This window comes from Pusillimonas sp. DMV24BSW_D, from assembly GCF_011388195.1.
GTDB classification, from domain to species: domain Bacteria; phylum Pseudomonadota; class Gammaproteobacteria; order Burkholderiales; family Burkholderiaceae_B; genus Neopusillimonas; species Neopusillimonas aestuarii.
Genome location: NZ_CP049990.1, coordinates 263644 through 288530 on the forward strand (window position 1 = coordinate 263644; position 24887 = coordinate 288530).

Below are 24887 nucleotides of genomic sequence, written 5' to 3' on the forward strand. Positions count from 1 at the left end.
CAATACTGCCCTTACCCGAAGGGCTTAAGTTCTCTCTTGCTTTAAACGCCGCCACAATGTGGTACGGCTAATACCCAATGCCGTGGCGGCCGCATTTTGATCCCCCCCACAAGCATCAAGCGCCTGCTTAATCTGGCTTGTTTCAAGCCGCTGACGAAAGGTCTTCAGCCCTGCATCTTTAGACAAACCCTTTACACATGCAGCTGGCAAAATGTCGAGCAAGAGCGTACCGGGCGAAAAATCGGGCAGCGCAAACACCATCATGACCATCCGCTCAATAACGTTTTCCAGCTCACGCACATTGCCCGGCCAGTCATAATGCAAGGTATTCTTGAGCAGCGCCGGAATCAACGTGTCAATGCCGTCTGGCTCTGTTCCAATCCTGTGCGCAACACGTTCAAGCAATTCCTCAACCAGCAAGGGCAAATCCTCAACCCGCTCGCGCAACGGCGGAATAGAGAGTTGCAAAATATTCAAACGATAGTAAAGATCTTGCCTGAATCTCCCTTCGCCAATTTCAGCTTCAAGATTACGATGGGTTGCGGCTATCACCCGCACATTTACGGGCGTTGGCATAACTGACCCAATACGCGTAACCATTCGCTCTTGCAAAACGCGCAATAGCCGGGTTTGCAACGATATGGGCATTTCACCCACCTCATCCAGGAATAACGTTCCCGTGTGCGCGGCCTCGAATACACCCATTTTTCCGCCACGCGCCGCCCCAGTGAACGCCCCATCGACATAACCAAACAACTCGCTTTCCAGCAAGCTTTCCGGAAATGCCGCACAATTAACCGCAATAAACGGTTGTTCACGACGTCCGCTTTCGGCATGAATACCTTGCGCCAGTATCTCCTTGCCCGTCCCACTTTCGCCAAATATTAAAACTGATGCATCATGCTTTGCACATGCCAAGCCAAGCGCGCGCAGCCTCACTATTGAATCATGCTGGCCCAGAAGGTTGCTTAAGCGATAGCGCGTATGCTTTGACTGAACGCTTCGATTGCTGCGCAGGCTGTGATCCAAACGTTGAATTAAGGCTGAGTCTTGGCAAATCAGCACAGCGCCAACCAGTTCACCATGCTCTAACAAGGGTAACCGGGTCATCACAATGGTTCTATTGCCCACCTGTTGAATTTGCTCGGTCTCGACTTTTTGCGTCTGCAATGTTTTAGCCAAGCTCAGGTCTTCACTAACATGGCCAAGCTTTCTACCAATGAGCTTATGAGCAGGTTGCTCTAACAGTGCTACCATAGCCGGGTTCACCACCTCAATGCGGTCATCCACATCAACCGCCACGACTGCATCCCGGAGCTTTTCGAGAATTGTGTTCACCCGCTCGCGTCGCGCCAATTCGATACGACTTAATCGCGCGGCCTCAACCGCATCCTCAATGGCTTCACGCACCAGCCGCTGAGAATAGAGCAAAATGCCGTGCAAACCGTCTGCCTTCGCTAAATCAACCACCAGCCCGGGGGCAACAACCGCTTCAACCCCTTCCCGCTTTAACTGTAGAACACATTGCCGGGCATCGGCCTCGGTTTCATAACAATGCAACTGGACAGGTAAGTCCAAAACGCGCACAAAATCACTGAGTTCTGCAGGCACGCTGCCATACATCACAATTGCAACCCGCTCGGACACCCCCTTGGCCTGAACCAGACCCTGCATAACATCAAGCCCGCTCACCTTTACCAAAATCACTGGCAAACCGAGGTGTTGACGCAGATAGTCTCCGTTTGAGCCCGCTGCCACAACGGCATCAACCGTTCCACGAGTGCAGAGCGCATTAATTTCTACCACTGCATCATGATAGGCCCGCTCTAGCAGAGTAATTTGCACATTGCGCCTATACTCGGGTGCCAGAGCCTCGAATAAATATCTCAGCCCGTGTAACCCCACGGCGACAATATGTAACGGGGGAGCTGTTAATGCCATCATGACCATCCACCTGCAGTTTCATTTATGAAAATATAAAACAAAGTTTATTTCATTTTTGAAACAGCGTGTTTTATTACATCCACGGCCATATCGATCAAAGTTATAAGTTACACATATAAAACAGTACCTTATAGATCTCCATCTTGCACATAATCAAGGCCGATAAAATTGGCACGAATATTGCTTTAATAGCATCATATCTAATAATTGGGCTCAAAAATGCAAACGAAACCCACCACCGCCGGCACCCGCTTTCGCACAGCCCTTTCTCAAGAATGGCCGCTTCAGGTAATTGGCGCCATTAACGCAAACCATGCTCTGCTGGCACAACAAGCCGGGTTTCGCGCCATATACTTGTCGGGCGGTGGCGTGGCTGCGGGCTCGCTGGGCATGCCCGATCTGGGTATTAATACGCTAGACGACGTTCTGACCGACGTGCGCCGCATCACCGACGTATGCGAACTACCCTTAATGGTCGACATCGATACCGGCTTCGGCCCTTCTGCGTTTAACATTGCCCGAACCATTAAAAGCCTGATCAAGTTCGGCGCGGCGGCCTGCCATCTTGAAGACCAGGTGGGCGCCAAGCGCTGTGGCCACCGGCCCGGTAAAGAGATTGTCAGTACCCAGGAAATGGTTGACCGCGTTAAAGCGGCGGTTGACGCGCGAACCGACCCTGATTTTTTCATTATTGCGCGCACCGATGCCATTGCCGTGCATGGCGTGGAAGCGGCGCTTGAACGCGCGCAGGCCTGCGTCCAGGCCGGCGCTGATGCGGTATTTGTCGAGGCCGCATACGATCTTGACACTTATCGCCAGTTCACCCAGGCTTTGTCTGTACCCGTGCTGGCCAACATTACCGAGTTCGGGCAAACACCGCTATTTTCCAGCGAGGAGCTGGGGCAGGCGGGGGTAGGCATTGTGCTGTATCCGCTCTCGGCATTTCGCGCCATGAACAAAGCGGCGCAAACCGTTTACAACGCAATTCGCCACGACGGTCACCAACGTAACGTGGTCGACATGATGCAAACGCGCGAAGAGCTGTATCAATCTATTGGCTACCACGAATACGAGTCGCGACTCGACCAACTTTTTCAACGGCATAACGAAACAAAATAGCAACAAGCCTTACGCGAATTTATCGCAACGCCATTTCAACCATCGCGTTTCAGAACGCTCAGGAGACACACCATGGCTACATCCCGCTCACGCAAAAGCAAGTCTGCAACCGCATCAAAAACAGCGGCCGCCCCGGCAGTGCCAGAACAAAACACCCCTGCGTCCGCCGGGCCCAAGCCCAAGAAATCCGTTGCACTATCGGGCGTCGTGGCCGGCAACACCGCGCTATGCACCGTGGGTCGCAGCGGCAACGACTTGCACTACCGCGGCTACGACATTCTGGATATCGCGGAAACCTGCGAATTCGAGGAAGTCGCCTATTTGCTGATTCACGGCAGCCTGCCCACCAAAGTCGAGTTGGAAGCCTACAAAGCCAAGCTGCAACGTTTGCGCGGGCTACCCTTACATGTACAACAGGTTCTGGAAGCCTTGCCGGCAGCCAGCCACCCCATGGATGTCATGCGCACCGCCGTCTCAGCCCTGGGCTGTGTCTTGCCCGAGAAAGACGACCACAATCTGGCTGACGCGCGCGATATCGCCGACCGTTTGCTGGCCTGCCTGAGCTCGGCCTTACTTTACTGGTATCACTATAGCCACCGCGGTGAAATGATCGATGTCGTGACCGACGACGACAGCATTGGCGGTCATTTTCTGCACCTGCTGCATGGTGAAAAACCCAGCAAGGAATGGGTGCGCGCCATGCACACCTCGCTTATTTTGTATGCCGAGCACGAATTCAACGCTTCCACCTTCACGTGCCGCGTGATTGCCGGAACGGGATCCGACATGTATTCCGCTATTGCCGGTGGCATTGGTGCCTTGCGCGGCCCCAAGCACGGCGGCGCCAACGAGGTGGCCTTCGACATACAAAAGCGTTACGACACCCCTGAACAAGCCGAAGCCAATATTCGTGAACGGGTTGCCAACAAGGAAGTCATCATTGGGTTCGGACACCCGGTGTATACCGTCTCCGACCCACGTAACGAAGTCATTAAAAAGGTCGCTAAAAAACTGTCCCAAAGCACCGGCGACACCAAAATGTTCGAGATTGCCGAACGGCTCGAATCCGTGATGTGGGATGCCAAAAAAATGTTCCCCAACCTGGATTGGTTCTCGGCCGTGTCGTACCACACCATGGGCGTGCCCACCGCCATGTTCACACCGCTATTCGTGTTGGCCCGCACCGCCGGCTGGGCCGCACACATTATCGAGCAGCGCATCGACAACAAAATCATTCGCCCTACAGCCAACTACGTGGGCCCGGAAAACCGCAAGTTCGTGCCGCTTCCGCGCCGTAAACGTTAATACTCATCAGGAAGTTTTTTTTATGTCTGCCGACACCACTCATATTTCCAATGTTCGCCCCCAACCCGACCAGGTTTTAAGCGACATTGCCGATTATGTTCTGAACTACACCATTCAAAGTGAGCTGGCCTACGAAACAGCCCGCAACTGCCTAATTGATACGCTGGGTTGTGGCCTTGAAGCGTTGGAATACCCTGCTTGCACCAAACTGCTGGGGCCCATTGTGCCTGGCACGACAGTCCCTCACGGTGCCAAAGTGCCCGGCACGCAGTTTCAGCTTGACCCGGTTCAAGCCGCCTTTAACATCGGTGCCATGATTCGCTGGCTCGACTTCAACGACACCTGGCTGGCTGCCGAATGGGGCCATCCTTCCGACAACCTCGGTGGCATCCTGGCTACAGCCGACTGGCTTTCGCGCACTGCCGTCGCGGCAGGCAAGGCACCGCTGACCATGCACGATGTCCTTACCGCCATGATCAAGGCGCATGAAATTCAGGGTTGTATTGCGCTGGAAAACTCCTTTAATAAAGTGGGGCTGGATCACGTTGTACTGGTCAAGGTGGCTTCTACGGCGGTAGTGGCGCAAATGCTGGGGTTGAACCGCGACGAGATCATTAATGCGCTCTCGCTGGCCTGGGTCGATGGGCAAAGCCTGCGCACTTATCGTCATGCACCCAATACCGGCAGCCGCAAAAGCTGGGCCGCCGGCGATGCCACCAGCCGCGCGGTGCGTTTGGCGCTTATCGCCCAAACTGGCGAAATGGGCTACCCATCGGTGCTGTCAGCCAAAACCTGGGGCTTTTACGACGTCCTCTTCAAAGGGCAACCCTTCAAATTCCAGCGCCCCTACGGCAGCTACGTTATGGAAAACGTGCTGTTCAAAATCTCGTTCCCGGCCGAATTCCACTCGCAGACAGCGGTGGAGTGCGCCATGCAGATTCATGAAACGCTTAAGCAAAAAGGCAAGTCGGTTGATGACATCAAGCGCATTACCATTCGCACCCACGAAGCCTGCATTCGCATCATCGACAAGAAAGGCCCACTGAACAACCCTGCCGACCGCGATCACTGCATTCAGTACATGGTTGCCGTGCCGCTTCTGTTCGGACGCCTGACCGCAGCCGACTACGAAGACAGTGTGGCTAACGACCCGCGTATTGATGAACTGCGCGACAAAATCATCTGTGTGGAAGACGCGGCGTTCACAGCCGATTATCACAACCCGGAAAAACGGGCGATTGCCAACGCCTTGAAGGTTGAGTTCAACGACGGCACCGCCCTAGACGAAGTGGTGTGCGAATACCCCATTGGCCACAAGCGTCGCCGCGAAGATGGTATTCCGTTACTGGAAGCCAAATTCCGTACCAACCTGGCACGCCGTTTCCCCGAGAAGCAACAACAACGTATTCTGGACGTATCGTTGAATCAGGCACAACTGGAAACCATGCCTGTGCATGAATATGTTGATCTGTATGTAATCTAAAAAATATAGTGATCGCGTAGGGTTTATTCACGATAACTTCTGCGCGATCACTATTGACGACCTAGTTTGATTTCTCGTCTAACAGGTCAAGCGCTACATCGACGATCATATCTTCCTGCCCGCCCACCATTCTGCGACGTCCAAGCTCAACCAGAATATCAACCGTTTTTAAACCATATTTTTCGGCTGCTATTTCTGCATGTCTTAAAAAGCTCGAATAAACTCCGGCATAGCCTAAAGCAAGCGTTTCTCGATCAACTCGCACAGGACGATCCTGCAACGGCCGAACAATATCGTCGGCAGCATCCATTAGTTCGTACAAATTACAGCCATGCTGCCATCCCAATCGACTTGCCGCAGCGACAAAGACCTCAAGTGGCGCATTACCAGCACCTGCCCCCATTCCTGCCAAGCTGGCATCCACCCGGTCACACCCCTCTTCAATTGCTACGATACTATTGGCAACACCTAAACTCAGATTGTGATGTGCATGAATACCTGTGTACGTTCGTGGATCTAAAGTATCCTTCAACGCACGAAAACGATCGCGCACATCCTTCATACTAAGCGCCCCTCCCGAGTCAACAACGTAACAACAGGTTGCCCCATATGACTCCATTAGCTTTGCCTGTTGCGCCAGCCCGGTGGGGGTTTGCATGTGGCTCATCATTAAAAAACCCACTGCTTCCATACCTAATGCTCGCGCGTATTCGATATGCTGTCGAGAGACATCCGCTTCGGTGCAGTGAGTCGCAACTCTGACAACGCGGGCGCCAGCGCTATACGCAGCTTGAAGATCCTCCACAGTACCAATTCCCGGCAACAAAAGTGTGGCAATCTTGGCATTCGATACGACTGCGGCTACCGCCTCAATCCACTCAAGATCACTATGCGCTCCAAAGCCATAATTGAAGCTGCTGCCTTGCAGCCCATCTCCATGAGCCACTTCAATTGAATCAACGCCAGCGAGGTCCAAAGCCTTTGCTATCTTTGCCACCTGTGCAACTGTATATTGATGACGAATCGCGTGCGAGCCATCCCTTAAGGTGACATCCGAAATGTAGATTTTCTTATCCGAGTTCAAAACTATTGCTCCTCAACAGCCAGTATCCGTGACGCCATCAACTCTGCAGTCGCTTTCGCAGCCGAAGTCATAATGTCTAGGTTTCCCGCGTAAGATGGCAAATAATGGGCAGCACCTTCGACCTCAAGGAAAACTGAAGTTTTCAACCCAGAATTAATTTTCCCCAATCCAGGAATCATTAACGGCCTGGCTTCTGACACAAGATCAAACTGCACCTTCTGCTTTAAACGATACCCAGGAACATACGACTGAACGTCTTTAACCATCTTATCGATAGAGTCCACAATTCGCTCTTGGTCGGCAACATCCGATAAGCAGTAAATCGTGTCTCGCATGATTAAAGGTGGTTCTGCTGGATTCAGAATGATGATGGCTTTACCAAGCTTTGCTCCACCAACGATCTCAATCGCTTTCGCGGTTGTTTTGGTAAATTCATCAATATTTGCGCGGGTACCGGGCCCTGCAGATCGACTCGAGATACTCGCGACAATTTCCGCATAACTGACGTTCGCAACACGCTGTATCGCTGCCACGATTGGAATCGTCGCCTGGCCTCCGCAGGTAACCATATTAACGTTGAACCTATTCAGATATTGGCTACCATTCACTACAGGAACACAATAAGGGCCAATCGCAGCAGGCGTAAGGTCTACAAAACGAATATTGGGCTTTCGTTGGGACAGGAAATCAAAGTTCTTAGCATGAGCCTTCGCGCTCGTTGCATCGAACACCAGCTCAATATCCCGAAACTCAGGCAGGTTAACCAATCCCTCCACACCCTCATGCGTTGTCGTCACGCCTAACCCTGACGCCCGAGCTAACCCGTCGGAGCGGGGATCAATACCTACCATGACAGCCACCTGTAAATGCCGGCTATCTCGCAAGATCTTCAGCATTAAATCCGTACCTATATTTCCTGAGCCAATAATGGCTACTTTCAATTTATCGCTCAAGTCATCCCCTTTTTACTTCAACCAAGACATCCAACGACTTTTATCAAACTACATCACAACGACATCGAAATCGCTTTCTTCAGCTGAATATAAGCGCTCGACCATGTCGGCACGCCGCATTAACACAAGGCGTTGATTGATATACCCTTTGTCAGTGATCTCACCACTCTCAACACAAGGTGGCTCTCTAAGCACGATGGCCCGTTTCGGAGCCAACGACAGCCCACCCACGGTTTCTTGATGCAACCTTCGAAGCGCATTCTTAATATGCTCTCGCAAATTCTCCTCACCCAACTCATTTGCCTTTGGCGTTGCAAAAATCAACAAACCCACGCAATCTCTATCATGACCAGTAACCACAACATCTTGTGCGTAAGGCGCTAAAGCACTAACCGCCTTAACACGTAGTGAACCTACTGATACCCAAGTACCCGTATTCAACTTGAAATCCTCGGCAACACGACCATTAAATGCGATTCCCTTCTCTGGGCGATCTGAATCTATCAAAAAGGCCGCATCTCCAATCTTGTAGAAACCATCCTCATCAAACGCTTCGTCGGTTTTCTCAGGATCATTCAAGTAACCGGGAAAGACTTGCGGCCCCTTCATACGGACTTCTAACTTATCACCATTGGGCAAAAACTTGATCTGCATATCTGCAACTGGCAAACCAACACAACGAGGATCCGTTGAAAGCCAATGTACATAGGTACCCACTGGAGATGTTTCCGTTGACCCAAGAGACGAAGAAAACATTACCGGATCACCGACTACCTTCTCAACAGCAGCATTAAATTGCTCCCATGTTGATTGCGTTAGAGCCGCGCCAGCATAAAACACTGCCCTAAGCCGGGCGAAACAATCTCTCGCTATTCCTGGATCAGACTCCATCATCGACAAGAACACATCGAACCCCCTGGGTATATTAAGGAATAAATTCGGCTGTATCTCTCGATAATTCCGCACAGACTTCTCGATGAGCCCTGGAAGCGGCTTCCCTTCGTCAAAGTAAAAAGAACCGCCGTTGCACAAAACCATATTAAAGTTATAGTTTGTACCGAACGTATGGCTCCAAGGTAACCATGAGACCAAAATTGGCTTTTCGTGTTTCAAGAAAGGCCAGGCAATTTGTATTTGCTTCTGGTTAGCACACAACATTCGGTGTGTATTAATAACAATTTTAGGTTTGCCTGTTGACCCTGATGTCAACATATATTTGGCATGCGTCTCGGGCGTAACAGCATTAAACGCATGCATGACCTCAACCGTCTCCTCCGTGTGAAGCAGATCAGAAAAGGAAATGCTGCCAGCAATCGCTTCTTCTTTCTCAGAAAGCAGCACAGGGCAATCTTTTACAGTCGCCCCGATCGCAGGCTGATACAACTCACCATCTGAAGCATAAACCAACCCCGGGCGTAAACCCTCGAAGGCCGCTTTAAGCTTCAGGTAGTCTTTAGAAACCCGAGAGTACGCGCTAGAGACGGTAGAAAAAGGACGGCCAATATACAAGCAAGCGAGCATGAGCAACGCTTGATCTATTCCAGGATCTGAAAGTGCAACGACGGGAGCGTTCCTGGGAAGTCGCATATTCAACAACCCTTGCGCCAAGCGACCCACATGTTGGCGAACTTCAAAATAGGTCAGTTTTACCCATTGCTCATTCGAGTCGCGCTCGGCCAGGAAAAGGGCATTTGGACTTTTCAACGCCCAATGCTCCAGCCACTCGCCGACGCATCGCGCTATTTCTCCGAGCGGCTCAGGATTAGACAAGACGAAAGCCCCCTCACCCAGCTCATGACGAACGACGTTAGGCGTAGCCAGCATATGAGGATTATTTAAAAAGCTCATGACTCATCTGCCTTACTTTGTCAGACGCCATTGGCCGTCTTTAATCGTAATCAGCACGACTGCATCTTCTCTCAGACCCAAATGGTTATCGGCGCTCAAAGAGCTTGTCCCATGAGTTAATGCAAGCTGATCCGTTTTCTCAAGCTCTTTCAGTAAAGCAGTGCGAAATTCTGGGGTACCCGCCTCTACCGAGCCATCAACGGAAGCAATTGCTCTGTCTAGCAGAAGATAAGCATCGTAAGCGTATGCGCCAAAAGGATTACGCGAGCCCGCACCATACTTGTCTTCATACATAGAAAGATACTTAACGCCAACCGACTTTGATGGATGGTTATCGGGTAATTGCTCAGCAACCAACACCAAACCCGTTGGCGCAATCATGCCCTCCCCCATCTTGTCTGCTACACGCAAGAAGTCATTATTTGCAACGCCATGGTTCTGAAAGAACGGACCTTTATAACCTCTCTCTCGCAGGGCTCTCATTGGCAACGCCGCTGCAGACCCACTCGCTGCAAACACCACGGCATCCGCTTTCGACTGAATGACCTTTAATGCTTGTGCAGTCACCGACTGATCGGTACGACGATATCGCTCATGGGCCACGACATCGATTTCATACTGCTCGGCCAATTGCTCAACCTCGCGCCAGCTGGCATCGCCTAACGCATCGCTAAAACCAAAAAAAGCGATTGTTTTAACACCATCTTGCTGCAGCTTTTTGAAAACGGCATCGTACATCAACGCGTAAGTTTGGGGCAGAGAAAAAGTCCATGTTTGATCTTTTGCCGTGTAGGGAGCAAGACCCAAATGCGGGACTTTTGCTTCGTTGCTAACCTCGGCTACAGCCAGATTATTTGGGGTTGTGCTAGACCCAATAATCGCATCAACGTTCTCGACCTCAACCAAACGACGAGCATTACGCGTGGCCTGACTCGGATCCGTGGCATCGTCCAGAACAACGTAGTTTACCGGCCGTCCTCCTAAGGTTTCCGGGAAAAGCTCAACGGTATTGCGTTGCGCGATACCAAGGGACGCAGCAGGGCCAGTTGAACTAATCGTCACACCAATCGTAACTGGCTTCTGAGCCTGAACGGTTGAACCTATAAAAACGCAGAGCCCTGCCGTTACGAGCTTTAAATACTTAAGCATTATTGTCTCCTTATGTTTTCTATTAATTAGTAAATCCAAATAAATCAATCACCAACACTACATTTCACACTACCGAACCCAGATATACTCACCTCCAGGCAATCTCCTTTCCCTATTGAAACCATCGGACCTAACGCTCCTGAAAGCACCACATCACCTGCTTTCAGAGGGCTATCTAGTTGATACATTTTTCGTGATAACCAATGCGCGGCTAACAAGGGATGCCCCAAACATTCAGCACCACTGCCTGACGATGCCGTTTTTCCATTACGTGCAAAATTCATCACACATCGTTCGAGGTCTACATCACCTAGATGACGGGGCTCCAACCCCAAAACATACAAACCCGAAGAGGCGTTATCCGCAATCGTGTCCGGCAAAGTCAGATCCCAGTTCTCTATCGCGCTATCCACTATTTCAATGGCGGGAAGAACATACTCAATACCCCGTAAGAACTGCGCCCAACTCAAACCATCCGTATCGAGATCTCGACCTATAACGAAAGCAATTTCACCCTCTGCTTTTGGCTGAATCAAACGAAACAACGGCAACTCGCAACCCGACAGATACTCCATATCGGAAAACAGCACGCCATAGTCTGGCTCGTAGACCCCCATCTGTTTCTGAACCGCCAACGAGGTCAAGCCAATTTTCCTACCCGACAGCTTTCGACCTGCACTCGATGCTGCTTGCACATTGAAATTAGCAACCGCATAGGCCGAGTCTACGTCTTGAATTCCATAGTCCACAGAGACTTGCGGTATAGGCACTCTTGCATCCCGTGCATTCTTTATCGCATGTGCAGCAGCCTTAACATGGCTATCCAAAACAACAGCTTTACTCATGCGCGTCGCTCTCCCAATAATGATGCCAACGCGATACTTTCATCACGCAAACACAACTGATACTCGTCATACAACTGATCAACTACCTCAGCCACAGATTGAACTTTCGTGATAGCACCCACACCGTGTCCGGCTGACCAAACATCTTTCCATGCCTTAGGTGCAACACTGATATCCCCGGCAAAATTTATCTCCGCAGCTTGCGCTTGCGGCTCGTCCAGGAATCCGCCCTGCGCCTCTAAAGAGCGCTTCAACCAATTTGCCATCACGCCAGAAACGGCTTTACTCGCAACCAGGTCTTCGAGCGAACTGTCGACAAGCATTTCTCTGTAGGCCACACTGGACAGACTCTCTTTAGTTGCAAGGAAGCGCGTGCCCATAACAACAAAATCAGCACCCAGCATCTGAGCGGCACGAATATCTTTTCCCCGACTAACCGCCCCCGCCAAGCCCAGCGGGCCAGACCAAAATTTACGTATTTCGTCGACAAGCGCAAACGGATGATAAAAGCCGGTATGCCCACCAGCACCATTTGTCACTAAAACAAGGACATCAGCCCCTGCATCGATCGCTTTTCTTGCAAAGGTAGGCGTAGTCACATCCGCCATGACAATACCGCCATAGCCATGAACGGCATCAAGCACGCGACGAGGACTGCCGAGCGCCGTCGACACGATTGAAGGCCGATAGCGCTCCACCAACTCAAGCTCCTTGAAAAAGCGCTCGTAACTTCGATGAACAATCATATTCAGCGCCCAATGCTTGCCCTGAGCTGCTTGCTCAGTCTTCGACATCCAATCATCCAGCACATCGATATTTCTGGCATTTGGGGCGGGGAATGCGCCTAGAACCCCCGCCTTCCCTGCCGCAACCACCATGTCTGGCCCCGACACTAAGAACATTGGAGCGATCATCACTGGCAAACGACCGTTTTCAATCACCGCTCTGAAGTTATGATTTATTTCCATATATGAACCCCTCTCCGACGCCTATCGCCCTGCGCCCACTGGCCTGATTTCCCAACCGCAATCACTTTGAATAATGGCTGCGGTTGTCGCACTACTGTTACGTTTTGAGGCTAGCAACACATAATGACCAGCGTGATCTTCAGGAGCAGCAATGAACCTCAAGGGCATAGAATCGGCAATCTTTTCTTTAATTCCGGGAATTTCATTTAATCTTTGGTCTCCCCTCCCTAAAGACTCCGGCCCTCTCAACGCAGTGACTGTTCCACCCGGGGCTACGCCATTGACGCGAATTTCTGGGGCGAGTTCATAAGCCAATTGTTTTATCATCCCGACGCATGCATGCTTGGATGCCACATACAATACCCCGCCCCCACCGGCATAAAAGGAAGAATTAGAAAGCGTAAAAATGAAACTACCTTGAGTCTGACGCAACGCACTTACCGCAGCTTTCGCCAACAAGATATAAGCCTTCACGTTAACGTCGAAAATTTCGGAAAATCCATCATTAATTTGTTGCGGTGACATCCTTTCTAATCTGCCAAAAGAGTCCCAGACACCCGCATTCCCTACAACCGTATCAATCTTTCCAAACTGCTCTAATGTCCGGTTAACTGCATTCTCATTGCTTTCATATGAACGCACATCGCCATACGTAATGCACACCCGATTGCCATAATCACGCAATAATCCATCGCCTTGAGAACGGTCGCGTAACAGAACCCCCACACCGGCACAACCTTCTTCAAAATATCGGTCGAGAATCGCTCGACCAATACCCGTGCCAGCGCCAGTTATTAAAGCAACATCGCCATCCAACCAACCCATAAACGACCTCAGAGAAAAGTATTAAAGTTTTTCGATAATAGGACCGCTTGCGTCGTTAGAATTTTTCTTTTTGCAATTAAGAAGCTATTAGCGTTTTTTCTTAAAACATCTTGTCGCCGCCCGACAAGAACATCGTTATCTCGATCTAGCCGGCTGCGATAGTTCACGAAAGTGCTATGCACCAAATACTCCTCCGCCGTATCACCCCCATAGGCCTCAATACCGGATATCAAGTGAACATGCCGCGTTGGAGGATCTTCGGCCCAGGCAGATGGCTGTTTAAAACGAGCAACCCGTCTTTGAAGATCAAAAAAGTTGTCATCAAACAGTGCGCCCTGCCCCCTTTCATAGGCACCCATACTATCTGTTCTCCGCCTGTTCTCAGGCATTGGCATCCAGTAATGCACGTCTGGCGCCATAAGCTGAAGCCACTCATCCCACTTTTCGGTATCAAGTAAGCGCGCCTCTTTGTATAAGAACTTACTGATCTCAAAATGCATTTCCATCGCAACACCTTTAGCGAAGCACGCCACATCCACACTCATCAGACCCGCTCCTTAGGCACATCCCGCCTTGGTACATCCGCCCAACTGGCGGACTGCATTAAGTCGAGCCAACGTTGATAGAAAGCGCGTTGATTTGCCTCGTTAACCTGCCCCTGAAACACATTGCCAGGCATTTCGCTATTCAAGATTTGGGTATTCATGCCAAGTCCAATGTAAAGATCGTGCTGCCTGGTGATATACCCCTCATTGGTGCGTGTGGAGTACTCCCAGTTCTCCCCGTCATCCATCTCAAAAACACCGGAGGGACTGAACGTCAGCATGCTACCTTTACGCCACCGTTCTTTAATGTCCTCTGGAGCGCTCTTGTTAACAAATGTCCACACATGCACTTCGATTTCATTTGGGCCGCGAGGATGCCACGTTCGAAAAGTATTCTGGCCGGCTAAGAATGACGTATTAGGAAAGAGAGTGCAGGAAGAAATAGACCCAATCATGCGTGAACGCAGGTCACCGAGCCTTTCTGCAACCTTAGGCTGAAGTGCATAGAGATACTTAACCAGCTCCTTGTCACCTAAGCTTGCGCAGTTACCCACGATATCTTGATTAAATTCCCAACCATGACCGTTGAAGTTCACCTGATAAGAACTTTCAATGTCTTTATGCAACTCACCCACCGAAGCACCCACCATCGCTTTAGCGCCAGAGTCGTGGGTCCAGCCAGCATGCAAAGCATCGCCCACAAAGTTTTCAGCAGCGTATTTCCAATTACAACGAATAACTGACTTGACACACCCCCCCACAAACTCTGTCCCTTCACCATCCATCGCAAACACCGCATCCAGGTAATACCGCATGTCACCCAAGTATTCGGCCAAACTCGGCGCTTCTGAATCCATCGTTGCGAAGATCAAGCCACGATACGAGTCAACTTTTGGAACTTCATGCAAGCCAAACCCTGACAGGTCAAAATTTGAAGCATCGAACGCTTCCGACGCATGCATCCCTTTTAAGCGCCCGTCAATGCCAAAAGACCAACCGTGGTAATTACAAATAAACTGTCTGGTATTTCCCACATCGGAAAAACAAACTTTGTTTCCGCGATGCGGGCAGGTATTTAAAAACACCTTGATAGAACCATCTCTTTGTCGAACGACCAGAACGTTGTCTTGACCCATATAAGCAGATACATAATCTCCAGGCTTCTTCAGCTGAGATTCATGGGCCACAAAGAGCCAGCAACGCGCAAAAATGCGCTCAAGCTCTAGCTGATAAATGTCGCTGTCATGGAACACTCGACGCGACATCCGCCCTTGGTCCAGGTTCAAAAGTTCATCCAAACCTACCTCAGTAGCCCCCTTGCCATTTGTATTGGTAGAGCCCAACGTAAGCGCTTTAGCTACAGGCTGAATTGTCTTCATACGTTTCTTTCCACTAGACCCGCGCCGCATGCGGCTTCTTGCGCCAAATCCACTACCAAGAATTCTCCGTCGTCAGCAACCCGATACGTACGGATTGGTCGCTCGCAGGGAAAGTCAACAGCGCGGCCTGTTGGTATATGGAACGTTCCACCATGAACTGGGCACTCAATCAAATCGCCCTCCAGAATTTCCCCTTCAGACAGAGACGCTTTGGCATGTGTACAACCGTCCTGCGTGGCGTAATACACCCCCCTTAGTTCATAAATCGCAATCCGCTCCTGTCCGTGCTCGAATAGACTTGGGCCATCCGGATCCAGCGATTTTTTTTCAATTCTTACTAATGTCGACATATCTACCCTCGACTAAACAATTCAACAAACCCCAACCCTGTAACCCATTCCGGAACAGGCGCGTACTCAATTACCTCGCCCCGTGCACCGGCCATTGCCCCCATCGCCACGGCCCATTGACGCACCTCCATCCCGCCATTCCCTCCGTTAGTCAATATATAGTCGTCCGTTAATGCCGCCATGGCATTCAGGTTTCCACTACACGCGTACTCCATTATTTGCCTGTCAAATAATTCATTGACCTTTCCCATTTGAGGCAGCCCAATCCAATGGCTTAAGCCCCCACTTCCCACCACAACCACTCTCTCTGAGCCAGGCGCGCACTCCACGGCCTTGCGAATTTCCTCGCCAAGGGCAATACACCGCTTCATACTGATGTAAGGATCTACCCCAGAAGCGATGTAAACCGGTATAGTCCCGAGGTCCGGATTCAGTTTTCGTACCTTGGCAACAATCAAACGATCCGGAATCGCGACGGCATGATCGACGGTAAAAGCGCGCGCCACGGCCCAATCAAAGCCATTTTCATGGCCGTGATTAGCAATATGTGTTGCGAGCGCTTGATGGCCCTGCATCACCTCACGCTTCAGACCCGGAAGCACGTCGAGCGGACCATCGATGTCTCCAGTTGCTATCAAGTATTGAGGCAAACAATCGGTACCAAAGTTTAGGTAATGATCTGCGCCTACAATGATTACGGCGGTCGGACGAAGCCTTGACATCCTGTCTGCGCACTCGTCAAATGCACCCCATATACGAGCACTGATTTCTTTCCCTGCGCCTTCAGGGGCATGAAACATAATTGGGTCATGAGGTACTAAAAACGCCCCGACTACTTCACTCACGGCTTTCTCCTTGTGCAGCAACACCGTTTACCAACGCATCGACATAAGCTTTAGGCGTCGGATCGTTGGCGTTTTCGAACCAAAACCCCAGGGTTAACATCGGATTAACGCCATGCAACTGCATTGCCTTCACATCCATCTCCCGAAGCATTTCTATTTCTTCTTCGGACAGTTGAAAGCGTTTTATCAAACCCTGAAAATCGTCCTTGAATCGCTGCTTTTCCCGCCTATCGACGCAAAGCCGATGTAATAACCGTTCCATTGCATTTCTGCTCATGACGCCCCCTTATTCATTACAGAAGTCGCGCACTAACTGCACAAACCGGCGTTTATGCTCAATTTGAACCCAATGACCACACTGGCCAAACAAATGAAGTTCTGAGCGCGGAATGCAACGGGCTAGCAAGAAGCCACACTCAGGCGGTACGACGGAGTCTTCACGCCCATGCAGAACCAACGTGGGCGCAACGATGTTTCTGAGCGAAGCTTCGGGAAACCCTTTGACAATCGTGCCTCCTTCCTTTGGTTTTGGTATCAATTGCCGCAGAGCCGTTTGAGCGCCAGGGCGAACACTTGCCTCGTAACGCACCCGAACCATTTCGTCAGTAATAAAAGTCGAATCAAAGGGGAACAATTCCATGATGGCTCTCATCGACTCAAGAGAAGGCTCGTACTCCCAAACCGACCGCAAGCCCGCAGTTTGTTCGAACTCCCCTGCAGGGGTACCCAACAGAATCAATTTCTCTACTCGCTCGGGGGCAAAAAGCGCAAGCCCAATCGCCAATGCACCACCAAACGAGTTACCAACGAACGACGCCTTTTGAATTGACATTTCGTCCATAATGCCAACCAGATGATTGACCCAAAGCTTTATGTCGTACTTACTTCCTTCTTTGAATTCGGTATAACCAAACCCCGCAATATCAGGCGCTACGATATGAAAGTGCTGATCCAGCTCGGGGATGACCGTTGACCAATTTGTCCAGGCAGACACACCCGGACCTGAACCATGCAACAGAAAGACGACTTTTGAAGCGTTCCCGGACTCCAAAACATTGGTTTTGTGACCAGCCGCCACAAGCATCTTGCCTAAACCTACTGACGCAGACATTAATTACTCCCAAACAATACACATACGTATGTGTATTGATAGTACACAAAACCAAGAAAAAAAATCAACCGTTTTATCTAAAAACCTTAAGCTCTAGGGAAATCCCTATATTTAACGTAAGTTTGTTTATTTTTATTGCGTTTAATCAACATCTCAACCTGTAAACGGGTGGGACTTGTCCATAGGGTGTTATAAACTAAATTGTATTGAAGCTTTGAAATACCAGAAAACAATACACCCATGAATGCACAAGGACTGCCTTACTATCTATATGCCTAAGCAATCGTCACAAAAAAAAAGCGTTGATACGACCGGCTCAAACCGCTCGCAACTAACCCCTCAAGATTGGATCAACGCTGCCACAGAGGTATTAATCGACAAAAGTATCGACGCCGTAAGGGTCGACGTTCTAGCGAAGGGGCTAAACGTCACCCGAGGTAGTTTTTATTGGCACTTCAAAGACAGAGAAGACTTACTTAAACAGTTGCTCACAAAGTGGCGGGATGAAGCCACAGAACAGCTAATTGATCGATTTGAGCATAGCGGCGCCAATGCTGACGCGTTACTTGATGATCTTCTCACGCTTCCATTTCGCGGATACGCAGCACTCCGATCTGCCTCCATCGAATTAGCAATCCGTGCCTGGGCTAGGCGAAATGAAATGGCAAAGCAATTTGTAGCAGAAGTAGATGCGAAACGATTAGCTTATACCGCTCAGTGTTTCGTGGGGATTGGCTTTTCTTTACAAGAAGCAAACATGCGAGCGTATTTGCTATATAGCTACATAATTGGCGAGTCTCTTATGCGTGAACAAGGCACTGACCAACAGAAACAACAACGACGTTCATACGTACACCAGCTATTATTGAAACGTTGAATCTAGCGATTTAACCTAAGCAGACCCCGCGACGTTCCTCTGTAGATAAAAAATCATGAACCATGGAAGCAAAAAGGTCTGGGTGGGTTAACGGAGCCATATGTCCGACCCCATTAAGCTCCTGCACCGTCCAACTATCACACTCTTGCTTGAACAACGCCATTAAGGCATGAATAGGCCGCTGAGTCGTTGTGGCGTAAAGTGCAAGCGTTTGTGCAGAGATTTTTCCAAACTGTTGAATCGTGGTGTCTTCAGAAATCAAGCTGTCTACTTCATAGAATGCAGGAACAATATTTTTTGTGAATATAGCCTTTCGGTCTTCTGGCATGCGCTCCCATGTCCCCACACCTGACCAATAATCGGCAAAAGTTTCAGCGACTCTTGACCAGTCTCCCAAAGAACCGTAACACTTAACATGATGCAAAAGTGTAATCGCCTCAAGATAGATGTCTGAAGGCCCGTTTTGCCGTAACAGATGGAATGGAATTGGCTCAAAAAGCACCAATTTTTCAACTTGCCGCCCAAATGACAAAGCGGCGCGCATGGCGACTGCTCCCCCAAACGAATGGCCTACAAGCGAGAAAGGCTCCTGCAAATTTTGCACTAATACTTTAATAAGTTCCACTTGGGCATAAAACGTCTGTGTACCGACGCTGCTCCATACAGTTGTGTCGCCGTACCCAAATAAATTAACTGCTAACAGTCGATAATTGCTTCGCATGCTTTTAATAAAACCACGCCACTGACGATTCCCACTTGCCGAACTATGTAGCAAGACAATCACTGGACCCTCGCCTTCATCGATATAGTCAAGCTTTAATTTGCCTTTTTCGAGAACCGGCATCCGCATTTCCTTTCGTAAAAAATTCGACGTGAAATAATTAATAACGTGTTAGGTGCGCATTCAACGCGTGACTGATTAAATCCGCAATTAAACATACAGTTATGTATGCTATGTGAAAAAAGACTCGACTGTCAATTGATACAGCATGCGCTTTCCACGTTATCAGCGCACTGGCGTTAAACTTTCATCAAAAGCACAATACGGTCGAAACATCGGTCGCAACGCTCAAGGCTAAATCGAACAACCTGCCTGATCAAACAGGTATCTCCCTCATATCTGAAGCGAACCAAATCAATGGTCTGTTTCGGTAGTTCAGCCGCTGGCTTGAGCGCAATCCGCTCCTGATCCACATGACCTAACACTTTATCTGGCCTCCCCTAAAAACGAAGCAGCCTATCGCCCAACCCGCCAATTGGTAATCATCCACAAACGAGCCTAAAAGTCTAGTAGTCACACACTCAGACTCAGAGTTCACAATATCGCAGCGATGACTGGCAAAAGCTCTGTCAAGCCCATCATTTAAAGCCCAGCCTGAGTCGGCGCGGCAATTGTTGGTATAACGCTGTGGTAGGTTCTTTTTAGTATTCTGAAAAAAGAAGGAATCCGTAAGCGGGTCTGCAAGACCCGTGACATGGCGTGTGCCGACGTATTCGATTACATTGAAGTCCATTACAATCGCAACCGCCGTCACAACCACCTCGGTGGTGTCAGTCTCAATACCTTTGAACAGGCCGTGGCGTGAGACCGGAAAGAGTTTTAAATCCTTGGTCAGCCCATATTATTTATCACTTTGTTCATTCATGAATCACGACTCACTCGTTGCTGTAGCAGAAGATCTTGAGTACCTATCACAATGGGGATCTGAGATCACCGCCGCTGAGATACGACGAGGCACTGCCGTATTGCGCCGGCTTCTAGTAGAGGATGCTTATGGGATAGCGTGGCGAACTATCGGTCAAGCGAAACAACCATCGTTGATTGCCATTGATCTTGACCAGATGTTGGGTGGCAATTCGCACAAGGTGATCTACGCCTTGGCTGGTGGAGCACACTTTCGCGGAATGCATATGGCGTGCATGCTCCTTAATAAAGGGGATCCTATAAGCCAGAACCCTCCAACCCCAATTCGACAGGATGGATACCCATTCGAGCGGAGATTCACTGTTTCAGAGTATTTGTCATCAAACGCGGGGGTAGTCGAAGGCCGCTCTTTCAATCGTCGGGATGTTATAAAGTATCTGGCAAATATTAAGGGCGGCGTTCACCTCAGCGCGCAACAACGCAAGACTGAAATAAAGCTGATTTCGCGACTAGGAAAGATCGAGAAAAAGATGATGCTTCACGCCACTGATGGCCTACTCGTGGAGGCTGTCGCTATTGCGCAGGCATTGGGCACTTCTGCTGATGCTAAAACCTACATGTCTCACATCAAGGCGCCTTCTTCATTCTAAAGTAGACCGAACCCAAGTCAAACATATCGGTTACTCATCTCCCCCGCCACCCCAAGTCGATGTCGCGGTGTTTAATTCCGTGGGCTTTGAGCACGCCGCCGGCCGGGCGTTGCACGGGGAAAAAGGGAGCGGCTGTTTGAGCGGGCAACGCCCGCGAGTTCCGCGACCGCCCCGTGAAACGCCCGGCCGGCGGGAAGCCCCGAAGGGGTCGTGCGATCGCCCGCGGAATTAAACACCGCGACATCGACGCCCCTGAAGCGTGGAAATAAAGTCTGTCGATTTTTGCTCTACCAACTGACACTTCGGAAAATTGACGCACAGTCTGTCGCCCTGTACCAATTTGGTGACACCTTAATGTGAAATTGAACGAAAGTCCGTCGACCGCTCAAGGGGACCTGATCGTGAAGCAGACATTGAACGCCATTGGAGCTCGATGAGGTCGCAGTAATGGGCCTCTTACATCCCCCGCATCCCCACTGAGCAGGATTTCAGTGGGTCCTTACAGCCATGGGCTGACAGCGAGCAGCTGGAAGCGGCATACAGCTCGACTTTAGGAGCACAGTGACTACACCCCCAGGTACCGCGTCAGCAACTCGGCCTGGCTAGACAGCGTGGCGCTATCACGCTGCTCGACCACCTTGCCTTTTTCCAGCACGATGCAGCGATCGGTGTGCGCCAATACCTTGCGGTAGTTGCGGTCGACGATTAGGGTTGCCACCCCGGTTTCACGAATGGATTCGATAATGCGCCAGATCTCGGCAATAATGAGCGGCGCCAGCCCTTCGGTTGCCTCGTCCAGAATGAGCACGTCGGGGTTGGTCATTAAGGCGCGACCAATAGCCAGCATCTGTTGTTCGCCGCCCGAAAGCTGCTGCCCCCCGTGGCCCAGTCTTTCGGTGAGCCGGGGGAAGGTTTCCAGCACGCGCTCGTAAGACCAGTCTTTGCGTCCTTTGTAGCCGGGGCGGGCCGCCACGAGCAGGTTTTCGCGCACATCAAGGTTGGGGAAGATGCCGCGCCCTTCGGGCACATATGCCACCCCAAGGCGAGCCACCTGGTGGGGCTGGGTGCGGGTGTTGTCCCGGCCCCGAATCACAATTTTGCCCTGTGCGGGTGGAAGGTGGCCCATGACCGTGCGGATCAGCGTGGTTTTGCCCATGCCGTTGCGGCCCAGCAGCCCGATGGACTCGCCGGCCTCGATGCGCATGTCTATACCATGCAGGATGTGGCTGGCGCCGTAGTAAGTATGCAGCCCAGAGGCTTCGATCAGCGCGCTCATTCGTCGTCTCCGAGATAGGCGGTTTGCACCAGTGGATCGGCCTTGATGCCGGCCGGATCGCCATGCGCGATGACGGCGCCGTTAACCATCACGGTGATCTCGTCCGAGATGCGGAACACGGCATCCATGTCGTGCTCTACCAGAAGGATGGCGTGCTGGGCCTTGAGCGAGTCGAGCAGGTTCAGCATGCGGTCGGTTTCTTCTGAACCCATGCCGGCCAAAGGCTCGTCCAGCAACAGCACCGCGGGGTGCGTGGACAGGCTCATGGCAATTTCCAGTTGGCGCTTGCCCCCATGCGAGAGCAGCCCCGCGACCTGGTTGCTGAAGCCCGACAGGCCGGCCAGTTCCAGCGCGCGATCGGCGGCCTCGTTGCTTTGCTTGCAACGGCTGGAAGGCAGCCAGCTCCAGAAGTGCTGATGGTTGGCCTGGGCGGTCAGGCGGCAGTTTTCGTGCACGGTCAGCGAAGGAAAAATCGTGGTGCGCTGATAGCTGCGCCCCATGCCTGCGCGCGCGCGACGGGGCTGCGGCCAGGTGGTGATGTTTTCCTGGTTCATGAAAATGGTGCCTTCGTTGGGCGCCAATTCGCCCGCCAGCACGCTGACAAGAGTGGATTTGCCGGCGCCGTTGGTGCCGATCACGGCGTGCACGGCGCCGCGCTTGAGTTCAAGCGAGACGTTGTCGATGGCGGTCAGGCCGCCGAAACGGCGTGTGATGTTCTTGGCCGAGAGTAATGTTTGCGTCATGGTACTGCCTTTACTGGGCCGAAGCCGGCACGATGGACTTGGCGCGACGACGGTTGCGCAGCTGTTCTGGAAGCCCTGCCAAGCCTTGGGGCAGCACAGCGACCAGGGCGATAATGGCCAGGCCGAAGGTTAGATGCCAGCGGCTGGCAAAATCGCCAAATAGCGCGTGCGATTGAAAGACCTCTTGCAACAGCGTCAGCGCGATGGCGCCGAGAATGGCGCCCCACAGGCGGCCCATGCCACCCAGAATAACCATTAGCAGCACCAGACCCGATTGCTCCCAGGCCAGCAGCTCGGGGTTGACGTAGCCGTCTTTGGCCGCGTACAAAAACCCCGCCACGCTGGCCAGGCCGCAGCCGATGACATAGGCCGTAAGCTTGTACTTGAAGGTGGAAAACCCGGCCGCACGCATGCGCTGTTCGTTCACGCGGATGCCGGTAAGCGCGGCGCCAAAGCGCGAGCGCATCAGCAGCGACAGGAACAGCCAGGTAAGCAGCATGCAGGCCAGCGTGAACACATAGAACACGAACTGGTCGTCGATATTCAGCACGACCCAGTCGCCCAGGCGGATTTCAGGACGGAAATACAAATAGATGCCGTCAGTGCCGCCGCCCAGCGCGGTATCGTGGAATACGTAGTAGGCCATCTGCGCGAACGCCAGCGTGACCATAATGAAATACACCCCCTTGGTGCGCAGTGCCAGCGCGCCGGTCACGGCCGCATACACCATGGTGGCGACCACAGCGCCGGGCAGCAGCCACAGCATATTGCCCGCGCCCGACTCGGGCGACAGCAGGGTGACGAAGTACGCGGCAATGCCGAAGAAGGCGGAATGGCCCAGACTGACCAAGCCTGTGCATCCCACCAGCAACTGCAGGCTTAGCGCGAACAGAGCGTAGATCATGATCTTGATGACCAGGCTCAGATAGTAGGTGGAGGCGAATGAGGGCAAGGCCAGCACCACCGCCAGCAGCACCAGCAACAAAATGGCACGAAGAACGAAACGCATGCGTGGAGCCTTGATTAGTGTTTGAAGAGCCCTTCGGGCTTGAACAGTAGGATGGCGGCCATTAACAGGTACACCATGACGCCGGCGGCGGCTGGGAAGAACACTTGCCCGAACGTATCGACAAAGCCCACCAACATGGCGGCCAGGAAGGCGCCCTTGATTGAGCCGATGCCCCCGATGACCACCACCACGAAGCAGATAATAATTACCGCATTGCCCATGCCGGGATATACCGACGACACGGGGGCGGCGATGGCTCCGGCAAATGCTGCCAACGCTACGCCGATGGCGAACACGATGCGAAACAGCCGATTGATGTCAATGCCCAAGGAGTTGATCATTTCGCGGTTGCTGGCGCCGGCGCGAATCATCATGCCCAGGCGGGTTCGGGTAAGGACCCAGAACATCAGCAAGCCCACAACAATACACATTGCCGAGATGAACAAGCGGTACACCGGATAGGTCATGACGTCGCCCAACTGGACGGAACCGGCCAGCCAGGAAGGCACCGGCACGCCATGCACGTCGTTGCCCACAATGATGCTGCGAAGTTCCTCAAAGACCAGGATGAGCCCGTAGGTCATGAGCACTTGCTGCAAGTGCTCGCGGTTGTACAGGTAGCTGTAAAAGGCCCATTCAAGAAAATAGCCCAATAGGGTGGCCAGCAGCACGCACACCAGTACGGTCACGACGAAGCCGCCGCCCAAGTACTGTGCTACGACGGGCTGCAAGGCAAAGGCCATGTAGGCCCCGATCATGTAGAAGGCGCCATGAGCAAGGTTGATAATGCCCATGATGCCGAAAATGAGGGTCAGGCCGCTGGCGACCAGAAAAAGCAACAAACCGTATTGCACGGCGTTAAGGCACTGGATCAGGAAGATGGCCGGGTCCACGAGGATTCCTTTTATTCAACGGAACATCCGGTACGCGCAAC

24 protein-coding genes and 1 pseudogene are annotated in these 24887 nt (G+C 51.6%); 6 read left to right on the top strand and 19 right to left on the bottom strand.

The features are described from left to right. Positions 1-24: 24 nt before the first annotated feature. On the bottom strand, positions 25-1944 hold the full coding sequence (prpR, locus tag G9Q38_RS01235; RefSeq protein WP_166127023.1) for a propionate catabolism operon regulatory protein PrpR: 1920 nt from the start codon (positions 1942-1944) through the stop codon (positions 25-27). A gap of 219 nt (positions 1945-2163) precedes the next feature. On the opposite strand from prpR, the gene prpB reads away from it, so the two are divergent. The 3 genes from prpB to G9Q38_RS01250 all read left to right on the top strand — a co-directional run bounded on the left by prpB (position 2164) and on the right by G9Q38_RS01250 (position 5851). Further along, on the top strand, positions 2164-3063 hold the full coding sequence (gene prpB, locus G9Q38_RS01240) for a methylisocitrate lyase (RefSeq protein WP_166127025.1): 900 nt from the start codon (positions 2164-2166) through the stop codon (positions 3061-3063). 72 nt (positions 3064-3135) lie between these two features. Beyond that, on the top strand, positions 3136-4368 hold the full coding sequence (prpC, locus tag G9Q38_RS01245) for a bifunctional 2-methylcitrate synthase/citrate synthase (RefSeq protein ID WP_166127027.1): 1233 nt from the start codon (positions 3136-3138) through the stop codon (positions 4366-4368). A 22-nt stretch (positions 4369-4390) separates the two neighbouring features. After that, positions 4391-5851, top strand: a complete 1461-nt coding sequence (locus G9Q38_RS01250; protein WP_166127029.1) for a bifunctional 2-methylcitrate dehydratase/aconitate hydratase — start codon at positions 4391-4393, stop codon at positions 5849-5851. 61 nt (positions 5852-5912) lie between these two features. On the opposite strand, the gene dmpG is transcribed toward G9Q38_RS01250, so the two are convergent. From dmpG to G9Q38_RS01315, 13 genes are read right to left on the bottom strand one after another with little or no spacing between them, the layout of a single operon-like run. Further along, the gene (dmpG, locus tag G9Q38_RS01255; protein WP_166127031.1) at positions 5913-6935 is read right to left on the bottom strand and encodes a 4-hydroxy-2-oxovalerate aldolase; all 1023 of its coding nucleotides are present in this window, start codon (positions 6933-6935) and stop codon (positions 5913-5915) included. Between the two features lie 2 nt (positions 6936-6937). Further along, entirely contained in the window at positions 6938-7888 is a 951-nt protein-coding gene (locus G9Q38_RS01260) for an acetaldehyde dehydrogenase (acetylating) (RefSeq protein ID WP_166127033.1), read from the bottom strand. A gap of 48 nt (positions 7889-7936) precedes the next feature. After that, positions 7937-9736 carry a feruloyl-CoA synthase gene (locus G9Q38_RS01265; RefSeq protein WP_166127036.1) on the bottom strand — a complete coding sequence of 600 codons (1800 nt, stop codon included), beginning with the start codon at positions 9734-9736 and terminating at the stop codon, positions 7937-7939. Between the two features lie 12 nt (positions 9737-9748). Then, positions 9749-10885 carry an ABC transporter substrate-binding protein gene (locus G9Q38_RS01270; RefSeq protein WP_166127039.1) on the bottom strand — a complete coding sequence of 379 codons (1137 nt, stop codon included), beginning with the start codon at positions 10883-10885 and terminating at the stop codon, positions 9749-9751. Positions 10886-10929: 44 nt separating this feature from the next. Next, entirely contained in the window at positions 10930-11730 is an 801-nt protein-coding gene (locus G9Q38_RS01275) for a 2-keto-4-pentenoate hydratase (RefSeq protein ID WP_166127042.1), read from the bottom strand. Beyond that, positions 11727-12698 (bottom strand): NAD(P)H-dependent flavin oxidoreductase, encoded by a 972-nt coding sequence (locus G9Q38_RS01280; protein ID WP_166127044.1) that lies wholly within the window; start codon positions 12696-12698, stop codon positions 11727-11729. The genes G9Q38_RS01275 and G9Q38_RS01280 overlap by 4 nt, the downstream gene beginning before the upstream one ends. Before the next feature lie 21 nt (positions 12699-12719). Beyond that, on the bottom strand, positions 12720-13523 hold the full coding sequence (gene hcaB / locus G9Q38_RS01285; RefSeq protein ID WP_166127047.1) for a 3-(cis-5,6-dihydroxycyclohexa-1,3-dien-1-yl)propanoate dehydrogenase: 804 nt from the start codon (positions 13521-13523) through the stop codon (positions 12720-12722). A gap of 8 nt (positions 13524-13531) precedes the next feature. Beyond that, the gene (locus G9Q38_RS01290) at positions 13532-14068 is read right to left on the bottom strand and encodes a 3-phenylpropionate/cinnamic acid dioxygenase subunit beta (protein ID WP_205962323.1); all 537 of its coding nucleotides are present in this window, start codon (positions 14066-14068) and stop codon (positions 13532-13534) included. Continuing rightward, positions 14068-15447 carry an aromatic ring-hydroxylating oxygenase subunit alpha gene (locus G9Q38_RS01295; protein ID WP_166127050.1) on the bottom strand — a complete coding sequence of 460 codons (1380 nt, stop codon included), beginning with the start codon at positions 15445-15447 and terminating at the stop codon, positions 14068-14070. The genes G9Q38_RS01290 and G9Q38_RS01295 overlap by 1 nt, the downstream gene beginning before the upstream one ends. Further along, entirely contained in the window at positions 15444-15797 is a 354-nt protein-coding gene (locus G9Q38_RS01300; RefSeq protein ID WP_166127053.1) for a non-heme iron oxygenase ferredoxin subunit, read from the bottom strand. Before G9Q38_RS01300 ends, G9Q38_RS01295 begins: the two co-directional genes overlap by 4 nt. A gap of 2 nt (positions 15798-15799) precedes the next feature. Continuing rightward, positions 15800-16642 carry a DODA-type extradiol aromatic ring-opening family dioxygenase gene (locus tag G9Q38_RS01305; protein WP_166127056.1) on the bottom strand — a complete coding sequence of 281 codons (843 nt, stop codon included), beginning with the start codon at positions 16640-16642 and terminating at the stop codon, positions 15800-15802. Beyond that, the gene (locus tag G9Q38_RS01310; protein ID WP_166127059.1) at positions 16635-16919 is read right to left on the bottom strand and encodes an extradiol ring-cleavage dioxygenase; all 285 of its coding nucleotides are present in this window, start codon (positions 16917-16919) and stop codon (positions 16635-16637) included. Before G9Q38_RS01310 ends, G9Q38_RS01305 begins: the two co-directional genes overlap by 8 nt. Before the next feature lie 9 nt (positions 16920-16928). After that, positions 16929-17753: an alpha/beta fold hydrolase gene (locus tag G9Q38_RS01315; protein WP_166127061.1), complete on the bottom strand. Its 825-nt coding sequence runs from the start codon at positions 17751-17753 to the stop codon at positions 16929-16931. 271 nt (positions 17754-18024) lie between these two features. Between G9Q38_RS01315 and G9Q38_RS01320 the strand changes: the two genes are divergently transcribed. Next, positions 18025-18630: a TetR/AcrR family transcriptional regulator gene (locus tag G9Q38_RS01320; RefSeq protein WP_166127064.1), complete on the top strand. Its 606-nt coding sequence runs from the start codon at positions 18025-18027 to the stop codon at positions 18628-18630. A 10-nt stretch (positions 18631-18640) separates the two neighbouring features. On the opposite strand, the gene G9Q38_RS01325 is transcribed toward G9Q38_RS01320, so the two are convergent. Further along, positions 18641-19474, bottom strand: coding sequence for an alpha/beta fold hydrolase (locus tag G9Q38_RS01325; protein ID WP_166127067.1), 834 nt, complete (start codon positions 19472-19474; stop codon positions 18641-18643). Positions 19475-19920: 446 nt separating this feature from the next. Here G9Q38_RS01325 and G9Q38_RS01330 point away from each other — a divergent pair. Together G9Q38_RS01330 and G9Q38_RS01335 are read left to right on the top strand one after the other, a co-directional pair. Further along, positions 19921-20216 (top strand): annotated as a pseudogene (locus G9Q38_RS01330) (IS3 family transposase); the annotation flags it as partial. A gap of 58 nt (positions 20217-20274) precedes the next feature. Then, complete coding sequence (locus tag G9Q38_RS01335; RefSeq protein ID WP_166127069.1) at positions 20275-20925, top strand: hypothetical protein; 651 nt, start codon at positions 20275-20277, stop codon at positions 20923-20925. A gap of 565 nt (positions 20926-21490) precedes the next feature. On the opposite strand, the gene G9Q38_RS01340 is transcribed toward G9Q38_RS01335, so the two are convergent. The 4 genes from G9Q38_RS01340 to G9Q38_RS01355 are packed head-to-tail and all read right to left on the bottom strand — an operon-like array spanning position 21491 to position 24846. Next, on the bottom strand, positions 21491-22201 hold the full coding sequence (locus G9Q38_RS01340) for an ABC transporter ATP-binding protein (protein WP_119441610.1): 711 nt from the start codon (positions 22199-22201) through the stop codon (positions 21491-21493). Continuing rightward, on the bottom strand, positions 22198-22944 hold the full coding sequence (locus tag G9Q38_RS01345) for an ABC transporter ATP-binding protein (protein WP_119441611.1): 747 nt from the start codon (positions 22942-22944) through the stop codon (positions 22198-22200). Before G9Q38_RS01345 ends, G9Q38_RS01340 begins: the two co-directional genes overlap by 4 nt. A 10-nt stretch (positions 22945-22954) precedes the next feature. Then, a complete protein-coding gene (locus tag G9Q38_RS01350; RefSeq protein WP_166127072.1) occupies positions 22955-23953 on the bottom strand; it encodes a branched-chain amino acid ABC transporter permease in 999 nt (332 codons plus the stop codon). A gap of 14 nt (positions 23954-23967) precedes the next feature. Continuing rightward, positions 23968-24846, bottom strand: coding sequence for a branched-chain amino acid ABC transporter permease (locus G9Q38_RS01355; protein ID WP_119441613.1), 879 nt, complete (start codon positions 24844-24846; stop codon positions 23968-23970). Positions 24847-24887: the final 41 nt, after the last annotated feature.

Excerpts from the sequence above, each read along its gene's own strand:
- prpR (WP_166127023.1), bottom strand. The coding sequence starts at position 1,944 with ATGATGGCATTAACAGCTCCCCCGTTACATATTGTCGCCGTGGGGTTA.
- prpB (WP_166127025.1), top strand. The coding sequence starts at position 2,164 with ATGCAAACGAAACCCACCACCGCCGGCACCCGCTTTCGCACAGCCCTT.
- prpC (WP_166127027.1), top strand. The coding sequence starts at position 3,136 with ATGGCTACATCCCGCTCACGCAAAAGCAAGTCTGCAACCGCATCAAAA.
- G9Q38_RS01250 (WP_166127029.1), top strand. The coding sequence starts at position 4,391 with ATGTCTGCCGACACCACTCATATTTCCAATGTTCGCCCCCAACCCGAC.
- G9Q38_RS01265 (WP_166127036.1), bottom strand. The coding sequence starts at position 9,736 with ATGAGCTTTTTAAATAATCCTCATATGCTGGCTACGCCTAACGTCGTT.
- G9Q38_RS01270 (WP_166127039.1), bottom strand. The coding sequence starts at position 10,885 with ATGCTTAAGTATTTAAAGCTCGTAACGGCAGGGCTCTGCGTTTTTATA.
- G9Q38_RS01275 (WP_166127042.1), bottom strand. The coding sequence starts at position 11,730 with ATGAGTAAAGCTGTTGTTTTGGATAGCCATGTTAAGGCTGCTGCACAT.
- G9Q38_RS01280 (WP_166127044.1), bottom strand. The coding sequence starts at position 12,698 with ATGGAAATAAATCATAACTTCAGAGCGGTGATTGAAAACGGTCGTTTG.
- hcaB (WP_166127047.1), bottom strand. The coding sequence starts at position 13,523 with ATGGGTTGGTTGGATGGCGATGTTGCTTTAATAACTGGCGCTGGCACG.
- G9Q38_RS01290 (WP_205962323.1), bottom strand. The coding sequence starts at position 14,068 with ATGAGTGTGGATGTGGCGTGCTTCGCTAAAGGTGTTGCGATGGAAATG.
- G9Q38_RS01295 (WP_166127050.1), bottom strand. The coding sequence starts at position 15,447 with ATGAAGACAATTCAGCCTGTAGCTAAAGCGCTTACGTTGGGCTCTACC.
- G9Q38_RS01300 (WP_166127053.1), bottom strand. The coding sequence starts at position 15,797 with ATGTCGACATTAGTAAGAATTGAAAAAAAATCGCTGGATCCGGATGGC.
- G9Q38_RS01310 (WP_166127059.1), bottom strand. The coding sequence starts at position 16,919 with ATGAGCAGAAATGCAATGGAACGGTTATTACATCGGCTTTGCGTCGAT.
- G9Q38_RS01315 (WP_166127061.1), bottom strand. The coding sequence starts at position 17,753 with ATGTCTGCGTCAGTAGGTTTAGGCAAGATGCTTGTGGCGGCTGGTCAC.
- G9Q38_RS01320 (WP_166127064.1), top strand. The coding sequence starts at position 18,025 with ATGCCTAAGCAATCGTCACAAAAAAAAAGCGTTGATACGACCGGCTCA.
- G9Q38_RS01325 (WP_166127067.1), bottom strand. The coding sequence starts at position 19,474 with ATGCCGGTTCTCGAAAAAGGCAAATTAAAGCTTGACTATATCGATGAA.
- G9Q38_RS01335 (WP_166127069.1), top strand. The coding sequence starts at position 20,275 with ATGAATCACGACTCACTCGTTGCTGTAGCAGAAGATCTTGAGTACCTA.
- G9Q38_RS01340 (WP_119441610.1), bottom strand. The coding sequence starts at position 22,201 with ATGAGCGCGCTGATCGAAGCCTCTGGGCTGCATACTTACTACGGCGCC.
- G9Q38_RS01345 (WP_119441611.1), bottom strand. The coding sequence starts at position 22,944 with ATGACGCAAACATTACTCTCGGCCAAGAACATCACACGCCGTTTCGGC.
- G9Q38_RS01350 (WP_166127072.1), bottom strand. The coding sequence starts at position 23,953 with ATGCGTTTCGTTCTTCGTGCCATTTTGTTGCTGGTGCTGCTGGCGGTG.